Annotated in this window: 14 protein-coding genes; 6 read left to right on the top strand and 8 right to left on the bottom strand. The window is 71.4% G+C overall.

Annotated elements, in window-relative coordinates:
• Nucleotides 1-58: 58 nt before the first annotated feature.
• Both ACIOHC_RS09000 and ACIOHC_RS08995 read right to left on the bottom strand, forming a co-directional pair.
• A complete protein-coding gene (locus ACIOHC_RS09000; RefSeq protein WP_351075275.1) occupies nucleotides 59-1,459 on the bottom strand; it encodes an FAD-dependent oxidoreductase in 1,401 nt (466 codons plus the stop codon).
• Nucleotides 1,460-1,514: 55 nt separating this feature from the next.
• Nucleotides 1,515-2,189, bottom strand: a complete 675-nt coding sequence (locus ACIOHC_RS08995; protein WP_351075393.1) for a rhomboid-like protein — start codon at nucleotides 2,187-2,189, stop codon at nucleotides 1,515-1,517.
• A 24-nt stretch (nucleotides 2,190-2,213) separates the two neighbouring features.
• On the opposite strand from ACIOHC_RS08995, the gene ACIOHC_RS08990 reads away from it, so the two are divergent.
• Both ACIOHC_RS08990 and ACIOHC_RS08985 read left to right on the top strand, forming a co-directional pair.
• Nucleotides 2,214-3,212 (top strand): aminoglycoside phosphotransferase family protein, encoded by a 999-nt coding sequence (locus ACIOHC_RS08990; RefSeq protein ID WP_401842194.1) that lies wholly within the window; start codon nucleotides 2,214-2,216, stop codon nucleotides 3,210-3,212.
• Nucleotides 3,209-3,682, top strand: coding sequence for a GNAT family N-acetyltransferase (locus ACIOHC_RS08985; protein WP_351075272.1), 474 nt, complete (start codon nucleotides 3,209-3,211; stop codon nucleotides 3,680-3,682). Before ACIOHC_RS08990 ends, ACIOHC_RS08985 begins: the two co-directional genes overlap by 4 nt.
• A 141-nt stretch (nucleotides 3,683-3,823) precedes the next feature.
• On the opposite strand, the gene ACIOHC_RS08980 is transcribed toward ACIOHC_RS08985, so the two are convergent.
• Entirely contained in the window at nucleotides 3,824-4,825 is a 1,002-nt protein-coding gene (locus tag ACIOHC_RS08980; RefSeq protein WP_351075270.1) for a zinc-binding dehydrogenase, read from the bottom strand.
• A gap of 175 nt (nucleotides 4,826-5,000) precedes the next feature.
• Here ACIOHC_RS08980 and ACIOHC_RS08975 point away from each other — a divergent pair, with 175 nt between their 5' ends.
• Nucleotides 5,001-5,678: a pentapeptide repeat-containing protein gene (locus ACIOHC_RS08975; RefSeq protein WP_401842088.1), complete on the top strand. Its 678-nt coding sequence runs from the start codon at nucleotides 5,001-5,003 to the stop codon at nucleotides 5,676-5,678.
• A gap of 26 nt (nucleotides 5,679-5,704) precedes the next feature.
• Here ACIOHC_RS08975 and ACIOHC_RS08970 read toward each other — a convergent pair whose 3' ends face one another.
• The 3 genes from ACIOHC_RS08970 to ACIOHC_RS08960 form a co-directional block, all read right to left on the bottom strand.
• Nucleotides 5,705-6,202 (bottom strand): hypothetical protein, encoded by a 498-nt coding sequence (locus ACIOHC_RS08970; protein ID WP_401842086.1) that lies wholly within the window; start codon nucleotides 6,200-6,202, stop codon nucleotides 5,705-5,707.
• 135 nt (nucleotides 6,203-6,337) lie between these two features.
• Nucleotides 6,338-6,967, bottom strand: coding sequence for a response regulator transcription factor (locus ACIOHC_RS08965; protein ID WP_365689696.1), 630 nt, complete (start codon nucleotides 6,965-6,967; stop codon nucleotides 6,338-6,340).
• A complete protein-coding gene (locus tag ACIOHC_RS08960; protein WP_351075266.1) occupies nucleotides 6,964-8,319 on the bottom strand; it encodes a sensor histidine kinase in 1,356 nt (451 codons plus the stop codon). The genes ACIOHC_RS08965 and ACIOHC_RS08960 overlap by 4 nt, the downstream gene beginning before the upstream one ends.
• Nucleotides 8,320-8,490: 171 nt before the next feature.
• Between ACIOHC_RS08960 and ACIOHC_RS08955 the strand changes: the two genes are divergently transcribed.
• Together ACIOHC_RS08955 and ACIOHC_RS08950 are read left to right on the top strand one after the other, a co-directional pair.
• Nucleotides 8,491-9,048 (top strand): heme-binding protein, encoded by a 558-nt coding sequence (locus ACIOHC_RS08955; RefSeq protein ID WP_351075265.1) that lies wholly within the window; start codon nucleotides 8,491-8,493, stop codon nucleotides 9,046-9,048.
• A 243-nt stretch (nucleotides 9,049-9,291) separates the two neighbouring features.
• The gene (locus ACIOHC_RS08950; RefSeq protein ID WP_351075264.1) at nucleotides 9,292-10,701 is read left to right on the top strand and encodes a M1 family metallopeptidase; all 1,410 of its coding nucleotides are present in this window, start codon (nucleotides 9,292-9,294) and stop codon (nucleotides 10,699-10,701) included.
• Between the two features lie 27 nt (nucleotides 10,702-10,728).
• Here the strand turns inward: ACIOHC_RS08950 and ACIOHC_RS08945 are convergent, their stop codons facing one another.
• Complete coding sequence (locus ACIOHC_RS08945; RefSeq protein WP_351075262.1) at nucleotides 10,729-12,309, bottom strand: M4 family metallopeptidase; 1,581 nt, start codon at nucleotides 12,307-12,309, stop codon at nucleotides 10,729-10,731.
• A gap of 253 nt (nucleotides 12,310-12,562) precedes the next feature.
• Entirely contained in the window at nucleotides 12,563-13,138 is a 576-nt protein-coding gene (locus ACIOHC_RS08940; RefSeq protein WP_351075261.1) for a TerD family protein, read from the bottom strand.
• Nucleotides 13,139-13,344: 206 nt separating this feature from the next.
• On the opposite strand from ACIOHC_RS08940, the gene arfB reads away from it, so the two are divergent.
• A complete protein-coding gene (gene arfB / locus ACIOHC_RS08935; protein WP_351075259.1) occupies nucleotides 13,345-13,779 on the top strand; it encodes an alternative ribosome rescue aminoacyl-tRNA hydrolase ArfB in 435 nt (144 codons plus the stop codon).
• The last annotated feature ends 42 nt before the right edge of the window (nucleotides 13,780-13,821 follow it).

Here is a 13,821-nt window from a genome sequence, read left to right as displayed (position 1 = left end):
GACCGCATGGCCCGACGGCCTCCGCCACCCACCCGGTGGCGGAGGTCCGGCCGTTGGCTCAGTGCCGTCCGGACAGCCGGTCCGCGGCCTTGGCGATGGGGTCCGTGCCCGCGCGGGGCGAGGTGAGTTCGCGCCGGTCGGCGGCGCGGTAGGCGGCGTACATGCCGTGGACGCCGAGCCAGCGGAAGGGTTCCGGTTCCCACCGGCGGACCTTGTGGTCGACCCAGGGCAGGGATGTCAGCTCCGTGGGGCCGGACTGCCCGGAGTCCTGCTGGATCAGGTCGCGCAGGGTACGGGCGGCGAGGTTGGTGGTCGCGACGCCGGAGCCGACGTAGCCGCCGGCCCAGCCGAGACCGGTGGAGCGGTCGAGGGTGACGGTGGCGCACCAGTCACGGGGGACGCCGAGGACACCGGACCAGGCGTGGTCGATGCGCGCGGCCGCGGTGGCGGGGAAGAGGCGGACGAGGATGTCGCGGAGGGCCTCGATGGTGGCGGGCTGGGTGCGGCCGTCGTTGTCGGTGGCCGAGCCGTACCGGTACGGCACGCCGCGACCGCCGAGCGCGATGCGGTCGTCGGCGGTGCGCTGGGCGTACATGTAGGCGTGGGCCATGTCGCCGAGGGTCTCGCGGCCGTCCCAGCCGATGGTGTCCCACATCGACCTGGGGAGCGGTTCGGTGGCGATCATCGACGAGTTCATGGGGAGCCAGGTGCGCTTCTGGCCCTTGAGGTTCGCGGTGAAGCCCTCGGTGCAGCGCAGGATGTACGGGGCGCGGACGGTGCCGTACGGGGTGCGGGCGTGCTTGGGCTCGATCTCGGTGACCGGTGTCGACTCGTGGATGGTGACGCCGAGCGCCTCGACGGTCGCCGCGAGGCCCTTGACGAGTTTGACCGGGTGCAGGCGGGCGCCGTGCGGGGTCCAGGTGGAGCCGACGGCACCGGTGACGTTGACGCGTTCGGCGGTTTCGCGGGCGCCGCGCAGGACACGGTCCTTCTCGCCGAAGGCGATCTCCGCGGAGTGGAAGTCCTTGAGCCGGGCCAGTTGGGCCGGTGTGTAGGCGACTTCGAGCACACCGCCCTGGTGGATGTCGGCGTCGATGTTCTCCTCGGCGGCGATGCGGACGACTTCCTCGACGGTGTCGTTCATCGCCTGCTGGAGGCGGACGGCGGCTTCGTGTCCATGGAGTTTCGCGTATCGGTCGCGGCCCGCGATGCCGTTGTAGAGCCAGCCGCCGTTGCGCCCGGAGGCGCCGTAGCCGCAGAACTTGCCTTCGAGGACGACGATGTTGAGGAAGGGGACGGCCTTCTTGAGGTAGTAGGCGGTCCACAGCCCGGTGTATCCGCCGCCGACGATGCAGACGTCGGCGGTGGTGTCGCCGGGCAGGGGCTCCCGGGCCATGGGGGTGCCTTGGTCCGCGTACCAGAACGATATGCCGCCGTTGACGGTGCTGACGGTGCTCATGTTGCCCCTGCTTTGTCCGGTGTGAAGCCCTGTGGTGAAGCGTGTGAGCGGGACGTTACTGCGCCGGACGGGTTTTCGTCCTGTGCCGGGAGCGGGTCAGTGGGTAGCAGGCGAGGCCGATGAGCACGGCGGTGAAGTGGCCGACGTCGGTGAAGGTGGGGCCGACGATGAGCGGGATGCCGTAGAAGACGACGACGGCGAAGAGGTACACGTACCGCCAGGGCTGCGGGACGTGGTACGTGAGGACCGCGACGACGCCAGCGAGTGCGTAACTGACCCCGATGTCGAGCGTGTTGGCGGCGGACTCCGGTACGTGTCCGTGCCGGATGGCCCAGGCCAGGATGCCTTCGCTGACGAGGCTGGCGAGGACATGGGCCGCGATGGCGACGGCGAGCCAGCGCAGGGTGCCCAGCCAGCGTTCGGCGGGGGCGTGGAAGACGGTGTAGAGGACGGCGTAGGGGAACCACCGGCCGCTGTCGATCCAGAGGGCGCTGACGATCAGTACGCGTACGGGGTCGTGGGAGAGTTCGTGGATGTTGGTCGAGCGCTGACGCAGGAAGTCCTCCTCGAAGTCCGGGGACATCTGGTGCACGATGACGGTCGTGACGAAGAGCGCGGTCAGCCAGATGTAGGTGCCTGGTGCGCTGCGGATCCATGAGCCGACGCTGCGGATCCACGAGCCGGCGGCGGTGCGCGGCCGGGTGGGCGGGGCGGGGCTGCTCGGAGTCATATCCGATTGACGCACGGCTCTACGATCGTCTGCGTGATTGACATTCCGGACGGACTGATCGACACCCAGGCCAAGTACAACGGAGCGGCCGGGCGGGCCTTTCTGGCGGCGCTGCCGGGGCGGGCCGCCGAGTTCCTGGAGCGGTGGGGGCTGCGGCGGGACGGTGAGGCGTTCCACGGGGTGTGCGCACTGGTGCTTCCGGTGGTGCGGGTGGCCGACGGTCGTCCGGCGGCGCTGAAGCTTCAGCCGGTGGACGAGGAGACCGTGGGGGAGCCGGTCGCGCTGCGGGTGTGGGGCGAGGCGGGCGCGGGGGCCGTGGAGCTGCTGGATCACGACGCGGCGACGGGGACGCTGTTGCTGGAGCGGCTGGACGGCCGCCGTTCGTTGGCGGGGATGGCGGACGAGCGGGAGGCGGTGCTGATTCTGGCGGAGTTGCTGGCCCGGCTGTCGTCCGTACCGGCTCCGGCTCCGGCGGATCACGCGCTGCCGGGACCGCCGGGATCGCCGGAGCTGCGAGGGCTGCCTCCGCTGCGAGGACTGGGGGAGACGGCGGAGCGGATGCTTCAGGAGGCGCCGGGGGCGGTGGCGGCGCTGGTGGACGAGGAGGAGCGGCGGCTGCTGGCGGACTGCGCGGCGGCGGTCCGGGAGGTCGCCGGGGAGCCGGGGGACCGGTTGCTGCACTGGGACCTGCATTACGGGAACGTACTGGCCGGGAGGGAGGGCCGGTGGGTGGCCATCGACCCGAAACCACTGGTCGGCGATCCGGGGTTCGAGCTGCTCCCGGCGCTGGTCAACAGGTTCGACGCGGCGGCGGTGCGGTGGCGGTTCGACGTGCTGACGCAGGCACTGGGGCTGGACCGGGAGCGGGCGCGGGCCTGGACTCTGGGGCGGCTGCTGCAGAACGGTCTGTGGGACGTGTCGGACGGGCGGCGGCGGCTGGATCCGGAACAGGCCGAGATCGCGCGGCAGCTGCTGGGGGCGGAGTCGGCCGGTCACGGGCCGGTGCTTACGCTGCCCTCATGATTCGCACCGCGACCCCTGCTGATGTTCCCGTCATCCACGCCATGGTCCGTGAGCTGGCCGACTACGAGAAGGCCCTGCACGAGGTGAGGGCCACCGAGGAACAGCTGCACGAGGCGCTGTTCGGCGAGCGGCCCGCCGCGTACGCGCACATCGCGGAGTCGGACGACGGCGAGGCGGTCGGCTTCGCCCTGTGGTTCCTGAACTTCTCCACGTGGCGTGGGGTCCACGGCATCTACCTGGAGGACCTGTACGTGCGCCCGGAGCGGCGCGGCGGTGGGCACGGGAAGGCTCTGCTGACGGAGCTGGCGCGGATCTGTGTGGCGCGGGGCTACGAGCGCCTGGAGTGGTCGGTGCTGAACTGGAACGCCCCGTCCATCGCGTTCTACGAGTCGCTGGGCGCGCGGCCGCAGGACGAGTGGACGGTGTACCGGCTGACGGACGGGGCGTTGGCGGAGCTCGGCGGACGGTAAGTCCTCACGGGGATGCGGCGGACACCCGGGACGGGCGCCGGGTGACGGACCTGTCGGTCCACGGCCGACGGCCGGGCCCGGCAGCGCCCCCGGCCGCGGGATGCCGGGCCAAGGGGTGCCGCCCGGCCCCGGGATGCCGGGCTACGGGATCAGGACCACCTTGCCCATCGTGCCCCGGGTCTCCAGGGCGCGGTGGGCGGCGGCGGCTTCGGCGAGCGGGAAGCGCTGCACGGCGGGGCGGAGCCGGCCGACGGCGGCTTCGGCGAGCGAACGGGTTTCGAGGGCGCGCAGACCGCCCGCCTTCGCCAGCATGACGGGGCCGAGCACGCTCTCGGAGGTGATGCCGCGTTCGGCGAGTTCTTCGTCGGTGAAGGTGAGCGGGGCTCCGTCGTGGAGTCCGGCGCCGGCCCAGCCGAACACGATGTGCTGCCCGCCCGCGCCGAGGAGGCCGACGGCGGCCCGGCCGGTGGTCCCCCCGACGGAGTCGTAGACGACGGTGGCGCGGCGGCCGAGCCCGTCGAGACGGGCGTGGACCTGCCGGTCCCAGTCGGGGAGCGTGTAGTCGACGGCGAGGTCCGCGCCGTTCGCCCGGACGGCGGCGACCTTGGCGGAGCCTCCGGCGAGGCCGATGACGGTGGCCCCGGCGTTCCTGGCGTACTGCACGATCAGGGTGCCGATGCCGCCCGCCGCTGCCGGGACGACGACGGTGGAACCGGGGCCGAGCTCGGTGAACTGCAGGATGCCCAGGGCGGTGCGGCCGGTGCCGATCATGGCGACGGCCGCGGCTTCGTCGAGGGCGTCCGGGATCGGGTGCAGCTTCTCGGCGTCCACGACGGCGAGTTCGGCGTAGCCACCCGGGACCGTGCCGATATGGGCGACGACGCGGCGGCCGAGCCAGCCGGGATCGGTGCCCTCGCCGAGTGACTCGACCCGGCCGGCGACCTCGCGGCCGGGGATGGTCGGCAGCTCGGTGGGGGCCGGGAACGGGCCGCTCATGCCCTCGCGCAGAGCCGTGTCGAGAAGGTGTACGCCTGCCGCGGCCACGGCGACACGGACCTGGCCGGGGCCTGGCACGGGGTCGTCGGTCCGCTCGTAGGCGAGGTTCTCGGCCGGGCCGAAGGTGTGAAGGCGAATGGCATGCACGGTGGACTCCCCGTCGTATCGGTCGCTGTGGGGCGGGCAGGTCCTGCGGGACCTGTGGAGCCACCCTCCGACCTCAAGTCCGCTTGAGGTCAAGCCCCGTCGTGGCGCCGCGGTCGTTCCGTTTCACCCGCAGCCGTGAGGGGTGTTGTCAGTGGGGTGGGTGACGATGGGGGGCATGGCACGCAGCAGCAGGAAGACGGACACCATCGCGACGGCACGGCGGCCGGAGGTGCGGCTTCCGCCGCTCGTCCCGTACGACGGGGAGGGCCTGGAGCCCGACGGGGACTACGACGGGGTGTGCTTCGAGGGGGCGGATCTGGCGGACGAGTCGGGGCCGGGCGCCCGGTTCATGGACTGCGCGCTGAACGGCTGCGCACTGGACCGCACGGAGCTGGTCAGGGCCCGCTTCATCGACTCGGTGCTGACGGGCGTACGGGGTGTGGGCACCGATCTCGCGGGGGCGTCGCTGCGGGACGTGGAGGTGGTGGACGCGCGGCTGGGCGGGGTGCAGCTGCACGGCGCGGTGCTGGAGCGGGTGCTGGTGCGCGGCGGGAAGATCGACTACCTGAATCTGCGGAAGGCGCGGCTGAAGGACGTGGTGTTCGAGGGCTGTGTGCTGTCCGAGCCGGATTTCGGGAACGCGGAGCTGATGCGGGTGGAGTTCCGTGACTGCGTGCTGAAGCGGGCGGACTTCAGTTCCGTACGGATGGAGGCGGTGGACCTGCGGACGGTGGCGGGGCTGGACATCGCGCGCGGGGTGGAGCGGCTGGCGGGTGCGGTGATCAGCCCGGCGCAGCTGATGGAGCTGGCTCCGGCGTTCGCGGCGCAGATCGGGGTGCGGGTGCAGGCGTAGCCGCCGGACCGGGCCGGACGCCCGGATCAGATACGGGGGAAGCGGGCCTGGAGGTCCCAGATCACGGGATTGTCGGCGAGCCCTTCGTGCATGTCGGCGAGGTCGGCGATCAGATCGTGCAGGAAGTCGCGGGCCTCGCGGCGCAGCATCGAGTGGTTGAAGGTGAGCGGGGGCTCGTCGCCGGGCATCCAGTCGGCCTCGACGTCGACCCAGCCGAAGCGGCGTTCGAAGAGCATCCGGTCGGACGACTCCGTGAAGTCCAGCTCCGCGAACTGCGGCCGGTGCGAGCGGTTGCCGCGCGGGTCCTGGTCGATCTGCTCGACGATGTCGCACAGCGCCCACGCGAAGTCGAGCACCGGCACCCATCCCCAGGCTGTGGACACCTCGCGGTCCGCCTTGGTGTCCGCGAGATAGACGTCCCCGGAGAAGAGGTCGTGCCGCAGGGCGTGGACGCCCGCGCGGCGGTAGTCGGTCTGCGGGGGATCGGGGAAGCGCCGGGAGAGGGAGTAGCCGATGTCGAGCACGGTTCGATGGTGTCATGCCCGAGCACGGGCCGACGCCGGGGCGGGTGGCTGCTCGATCGGGTGCGGCCGGTGCCGCGGCGGTCCTCGCCGGATCCACCGGGGCCGGTCCGGGGTCCACCGGGGCCGGTCCGGGGTCTACGGGAGCAGCCGCTGCTCCTTCGCCACGGCGACGGCGCCCGCGCGGGTGTCGACGCCGAGTTTGTCGTAGATGCGGCCCAGGTGGGTCTTCACCGTGGCCTCGCTGATGAACAGGGCGCGGGCGATGTCCCGGTTGCCCAGGCCCTGGGAGAGCTGGGCCAGGATGTCGAGTTCGCGGTCGGTGAGGCCGGGCCGGGGCTTGCGCATGCGGGCCATGACGCGGCTGGCCACGGGCGGGGAGAGCGTGGTGCGGCCCTGGGCGGCCGAGCGGATCGCGGCGAACAGTTCCTCCGGGCGCTCGGCCTTCAGCAGATAGCCGGTGGCGCCCGCCTCGATGGCGCGGGTGATGTCGGCGTCCGTGTCGTACGTGGTGAGGACCAGGACGTGGGCATCGGCGGCGGCGATGCGGCGAGTGGCCTCGACGCCGTCCATGCCCTCGCCGAGCTGGAGGTCCATCAGGACGACGTCGGGGGCGAGCTTGGCGGCCAGGGCGACGGCCTCCTCGCCGCTGCCGGCCTCGCCGACGACCTCGATGTCCGGTTCGCTGCCGAGCAGCGCGAGCAGCCCGGCGCGTACGACGGCGTGGTCGTCGCAGAGCAGGATGCGTACGGGCGGCTTCGCGTTCATGCGGGGTCCTTCGGGGCGGGGGCGGGCGTGACGGGGTCCTCCGGGGCGGCGGGCGTGAGGGGGACGGCGGCGGACAGGACCGTGCCCTCGCCCGGTGCCGACTCGATCGTCAGTGTGCCGCCGAGCTGGTGCAGCCTGGCGCGCATCGCGGGCAGCCCGTGGCCGCGTACGCCGTCGGCGGGTCCGGAGCGCCCGGCGGGTGTGAAGCCCTGCCCGTTGTCGGCGATGTCCAGGACGATCCGGTCGTCGAGACGGGTCAGCGTCAGCGCGGCCTCCGTCGCGTGCGCGTGCTCCTTCACATTGGCCAGGGCGCCCTGTGCGATGCGCAGCAGAGCGGACTGCACCCGGTCGGGCGGCGGGGTGTGCTGCTCTCCCTCCACATGGCAGCGGACGGTGAGCCGCCCCTGCGCCTGCGCCGTCTCGCGTGCGGCCAGTGCGTGCAACGCCGCCTCCAGGCCGCCGCCCTCCGCGAGATCCGCCGGGGCCAGGTCGTGGACGAAGCGACGGGCCTCGGCGAGATTGCGTTCCGCGATACCCGTCGCCGTGCGGACATGGCGGCGGGCGGTCGCGGGGTCGGCGTCCCAGGTGCGGTCGGCGGCCTGGAGCAGCATCTGCTGGCTGGACAGGCCCTGCGCGAGGGTGTCGTGGATCTCCATCGAGAGCCGCTGTCGTTCCGCGAGGGTTCCCTCGCGGCGTTCGGTGGCGGCCAGTTCGCGGCGGGTGCGCAGCAGGTCGTCGATCAGTTCGCGCTGCCGCACGGCCTGACGCTGCATATGGACGAAGACCGCTGTGGCGACGGCCGCCACCGCGGGCGGTGCGAGCACCAGGTTCGGGTCGAAACCCTCGGCCAGTCGCAGCTGTGCGGCGACGACGAACAGGGTGAGCAGGGCGACGAGCACGAGTGCGGCGCGTGGCGGAAGGATCCGCAGCCCGGTGTAGAACAGCGGGACCGCGCACCACGCGAAGCTCGGCGCGAGGACGACCAGCACCATCCACACGGCGACCAGCACCCCCAGCCACACCAGGCTGCGCGGTGTGGGACGCGAACCGAGCACCGGTCCGAGCACGTACAGCACGGCCAGCGCGACGGAGAGCGCGATGATCCACGGGGTGCGGCCCTCGCCGGGGTGCCGCAGCAGGAAGCGGGCGAGCGAGGCACCGAGCAGCAGGAAGAACGCGGCGTGCATCAGGAGCGTGAGCCGACGTGCTTCGGGGTCGCCGCTCCCGCCTGTTCCGGTGCCGTCGGTCCGTCCCGTGGCCGTGCCGGGTGCCGATCGGGTTCGGTGCTTCACCTTGTGCTCTCGCTCCTCACCGTCGTCATCGGCACTGCTGACCTGCACAGACACATCCATGGTCACCCCGGACGGCCACCCCCGCATCAACCGATCGGCCGATGGGGCCGTCGGTCGTCCCGCGCGTGGCATCGAGCCGGTCCGCCGACCGTACGGCGCCCGGTGCGGCCGGAGGATCGATGGCAGAGCGGAAGAAGCTCAACCACCGAACTGCTGCCGAAGGAACCCACCATGAAGAAGCTGTCGCCGCGTACCCGCGTCCTGACCGGTGCCGTCGCCGCCGTCGCCCTCGGCGCCGGGACCTTCGGCGCCATGTCCGCCAACGCCTCCACCCCGGCCGCCGCGCCCGCGGCCACCGTCCAGGCCGACACCGCGAACCGTAACCTCCAGCAGACCACCCACCTGACCGTGGCCGCCGCCACCAAGGCCGCGCAGGCCACCCTCGACGCCGCGCAGAAGGAGAACCAGCGTGTCTCCGTCGCCGTCGTCGACCGCAACGGCAACACCATCGTGACGCTGCGCGGCGACGGGGCCGGCCCGCAGTCGTACGAGTCGGCCGTGAAGAAGGCGTACACCGCCGTCTCCTGGAACGCGCCCACCTCCGAGCTGGCCAAGCGCCTGCAGCAGGCCCCGACCCTCAAGGACATCCCCGGCACCCTGTTCCTCGCGGGCGGCGCCCCGGTGCAGGTCAAGGGGGCCCCGGTGGCGGCCATCGGCGTGGCCGGAGCCCCCAGCGGTGACCTCGACGAGAAGTTCGCGACGGTCGGCGTCGCAGCCCTCGCCAAGTAGTCCGAGCGGCCCGTCCGGTCCGCGGGGCGGACAGGACGGGCGGGGCAGGACAGGACGGACGGACCGGGCGAACAGGGTTTTCCGGCCCGCCGCCCGGCGCGCGTCATTCCGTTTCCTCGCCCGGCCCGGCCCGCCTCCCCCACCTGGCTCACCCCCGCCCCGCGCCCGGCCGGTCCGCCGCGTCGGCACCCCGCGTTCAGACGCCCCGCGCCTAGGATCGGTCCCGTGCCTAGGATCACGTGTGTGGATCACCGAACACCGGTTCGCCGTACGGCACGCAACGCCGCCCTCGCCCTGCTGGTGCTGACGACCTCGACCGGGTGCGCCGGAGGGGTCGAAGGCACCCCCGGCGCGGCCGGTCTGCACGACCCGTACTTCCCGAGGCTCGGCAACGGCGGTTACGACGTCACGCACTACGACCTCGCCCTCGACGTCGACGCGCCCGCCCGCCGGCTGCGCGGCACCGCGACCATCACCGCGCGCGCCACCCAGGACCTCAGCGCCTTCAACCTGGACCTCGTCGGACTCACCGTGCAGTCCGCGACCGTCGAGGGCCGCCCGGCCGCGGTCAACCGGGCAGGCCACGAGCTGACGCTGCGTCCCGACGCCGACATCGGGAGCCACCTCCGCAAGGGCAGGACGTTCCGTACCGTCGTCCACTACTCCGGCACCCCGCAGACCATCACCGACCCGGACAAGTCGAAGGAGGGCTGGCTGAGGACGGCGGACGGAGCGGTCGCGCTCGGTGAACCGACCGGGTCCATGGCCTGGTTCCCCGGCAACAACTACCCGAGCGACAAGGCGTCGTACGACATCACCGTCACCGTCGCCAAGGGGCTGACGGCCGTCTCCAACGGCGAGCTGGCGTCCCGCGCGACCTCCGACGGCAGCACCACGTACCACTGGCACGTCGCCGAACCGATGGCGAGCTATCTCGCGACGGTCGCCATCGGCCGGTTCGACACGAAGTCGTCGACCACCCCGGACGGCATCAAGGTGTTCACCGCCGCGGACACGAAGGTGGCGGCGGACAGCGCGCGGGTGCTCGCCCGTGTTCCCGAGGTCGTGAAATGGGAGGCGGAACGTTTCGGCCCGTACCCCTTCTCCGCCACGGGCGCGATCGTCGGGCGTCCCGGGGACGCCGGATACGCGCTGGAGACCCAGAACCGGCCGTACTTCCCGGGCCCGCCGAGCACCGGGCTGCTCGTCCACGAGATGGCCCACCAGTGGTTCGGGAACTCCGTCACGCCCGAGAGCTGGCGGGACATGTGGCTCAACGAGGGCTTCGCGACCTACGCGGAGTGGATGTGGGAGGCCGACAAGGAGGACAACCCGGTCCAGGACCGGTTCGACGCCGCCTTCGAGGACGACGACAACTGGGCCTTTCCGCCCGCCGATCCACCGACGGCCGCGGACATCTCGCAGGCGCCGGTGTACGGGCGCGGGGCGATGGTGATCCACAAGATCCGGCAGGCCGTGCACGACGACAAGAAGTTCTTCGCGCTCATCAAGGGCTGGACGAAGGCCCACCGGCACGGCAACGCGTCCACCGCCGACTTCACCGCCTATGTGGAGAAGACGACCGGTCAGGATCTGACGAAGCTGTGGAACACCTGGCTGTACGGCAGGAGCCGGCCCGCCTCGGAGGGCTGACCGGCTCCCGTGCACGAGCGGGTGGCGCTACTTCACGTTGACGCCGCTCCACGCGGCGTCGACGGCCTCCAGTTCGGCGCTGTCCGCCCCGTACAGGTCGGTCGCCGCCTTCTCGGTCGCCGTGCGGGCGGCCGCGTAGTCGGTGCTCGACGTCATGTACTCGGAGAGGGCCTTGTACCAGATCTGGACGGCCTTGTCCCGGCCGATGCCGGTGACCGTGGAGCCGTCGACGGTCGGGGAGTCGTAGTCGACGCCGTTGATCGTCTTCGCGCCGCTGCCCTCGGACAGCAGGTAGAAGAAGTGGTTGGCGACGCCGGAGGAGTAGTGCACGTCGAGGTCGCCGACGCTGCTGTCCCAGTAGTCCGCGGAGCCGCCGTCCTTGCTCGGCTCGTCCATGTAGCGCAGCGGGGTGCCGTCGCCGTTGATGTCGATCTTCTCGCCGATGAGGTAGTCGCCGACGTCCGTGCTGTTGTCGGCGGAGAACTCCACCGCGGTGCCGAGGATGTCGCTGGTCGCCTCGTTGAGTCCGCCGGACTCGCCGAAGTAGTCGAGGTTGGCGGTGGACGCGGTCAGGCCGTGGCTCATCTCGTGGCCCGCGACGTCGAGAGCGGTGAGGGCGCTCTTGTTGTCGGCGCCGTCGCCGTACGTCATGCAGAAGCAGCTGTCGTCCCAGAAGGCGTTGACGTACGCGTCGCCGTAGTGGACCCGCGAGTACGCGGCCTTGCCGTCACCGGCGATGCCGTCGCGGCCGAACGCGGACTTGTAGAAGTCCCAGGTCTTCGCCGCACCGTAGGCGGCGTCGACGGCGGCGGTCTGGCGGTCGTTGCCGGTGCCGTCGCCCCAGGTGTCGTCGTCGTCCGTGACGAGGGAGCCGGTGCCGCTCTCGCCCTGGTTGAGGTCGTACGTCTTGTGGCCGCCCCGGTCGCCGTCGGTCAGCTCGAAACCGGAGCCGGTCTTGGTGGTCGTCAGATCCACCTGGCCGCTGTACTGGCTGTTGCCGATGCCGGTCTCGATCGCCTCGTAGCTCCGGAGCTTCTTGCCGGTGGTCGCGTCGGTGATGATGTGCAGCCTGCTGGGCGTGCCGTCCTTCTGCACCCCGGTCCGCACCGTCTCGAAGGCGAGGACGGGCTTGCCGTCGCCGGCCCAGATCACCTTGCGGGCGGCGGCCGCGGTCTTGATCTTCGCCGTCGTCGACGGCACGGATATCCGGGCCTTGGCCGCCTTGGTGACGCCCTTGAGCCCGCCGCCGCGAGCGGTGTGGGTGACCAGGTCGCCGCCGATGACCGGGAGCCCGGCGTAGGTGCGCTCGTAGCGGGTGTGGACCGTGCCGTCGGCGTCCTTGATCACGTCACGGACGATCAGCTTCTCCTTGCTGCCGAGACCGAGGGAGTCGGCGGTCGAAGAGGCGTCGGCCTGGGCGGACTTGATGGCGGCGGCGCGTTGCGAGCCGCTGTTCGCGGCGAAGGGGACGGTGCTGCGAGAGGCGGAGGGGGCGTCGGTGCCGTTGTCCGGGGCGGCGTTCGCCGATCCGGTCTGGACGCCGACGACGACCATCGCGGCCACGGCGGCCAGGGCTGCGGCGCGACGGGTGTTCATGTGGGGGGTCATGTGTTCTCCGTTGCTCGTTCCGTGGGGGGTTACGAGCGGAGAGCGTGCCACCGAATGACCAAGATTGACGGTGTACTAACAAATACCTCACATTTTTTTGACCACTTCTTGTCCGAATGAAGTGCGCTTGTGTTCGCTATTCGGCGGGATCCAGGGGAAGTTGTGCAACATCGCGCAGACGCACGGGAGCCCCCGGCCGCGGGAGACGCGGCCGGGGGCTCCCGGTGTGTACGGATCTACCGGCTGCGGGACGTCAGAGGTTGACGCCGAAGTCCTGGGCGATGCCGCGCAGGCCCGAGGCGTAACCCTGGCCGACCGCGCGGAACTTCCACTCCGCGCCGTTGCGGTAGAGCTCGCCGAAGACCATGGCGGTCTCGGTGGCGGCGTCCTCGCTCAGGTCGTAACGGGCGATCTCCGTGCCCCCGGCCTGGTTGACGATGCGGATGAAGGCGTTGCGCACCTGGCCGAAGTTCTGGCTGCGCGTCTCGGCGTCGTAGATCGAGACCGGGAAGACGATCTTGTCGACCTCGGCCGGCAGGCCCGCCAGGTTGACGTTGATCTGCTCGTCGTCGCCCTCGCCCTGGCCCGTGACGTTGTCACCGGTGTGGACGATGGTCTGGTCCGGCGTCGACTTGTTGTTGAAGAAGACGAAGTGGCCGTCGGAGACGACCTTGCCGCCGGTGTCCACCGCGATCGCCGAGGCGTCGAGGTCGAAGTCGGTGCCGGTGGTGGTGCGGACGTCCCATCCGAGGCCGACCGTGACGGCGGTCAGGCCCGGGGCCTCCTTGGTGAGCGAGACGTTGCCGCCCTTGGACAGGCTTACAGCCATGGGAAGTCCCTTTCATCGTCGAGTGCGGGCTTCATGCCATCAAGAAGCTACCGTCACAGGTCATAACGCGGACGAGGGGCCGGGAGGTTCCTTCTCCCTTTACTTTCTTTACTGAAGTCCCCCGGTCGGCCCGATGTCCTGCCCGTGCCGTGCGGCACAGCCCGTACGGCAAAAGAAGATGACGAACGCCCCGTGGGCCGGGGAACATGGGTGTCATGTCCGGGCCCTATGTCATCCGCGGTTCGGTCTCCCTGCCGGAGGCCGAGCTCATGTGGCGTTTCTCGCGGTCCTCCGGGCCCGGCGGGCAGCACGTCAACACCAGCGACTCCCAGGTGGAGCTCCGCTTCGACCTCGCGGCGACCGAATCGCTTCCCGAGGTGTGGAAGGAGCGGGCGCTCCAGCGTCTGGAGAACAGGCTGGTGGACGGAGTGATCGCGGTACGGGCGTCCGAACACCGCTCCCAGTGGCGCAACCGGGAGACGGCGCTCGTGCGGCTCGCCTCCCTGCTGGCCGAGGCCACGGCACCGCCCCCCAGGCCGCGCCGCAAGACCAGGATTCCGCGCGGTATCAACGAACGCCGGCTGCGCGAGAAGAAGCAGCGCGGCGAGACGAAGCGCGGGCGCTCCGGCCGCGACTGGTGACGACGCATGGCCGGCCGCGACCGGTGACGACGCAGGACCGGC

Origin of the sequence: Streptomyces sp. NPDC088252, assembly GCF_044740965.1 — a bacterium.
Classification (GTDB): domain Bacteria; phylum Actinomycetota; class Actinomycetes; order Streptomycetales; family Streptomycetaceae; genus Streptomyces.
Note: the sequence above shows the minus strand (reverse complement) of the source record. Positions and strands in the feature narration are given on the sequence as shown.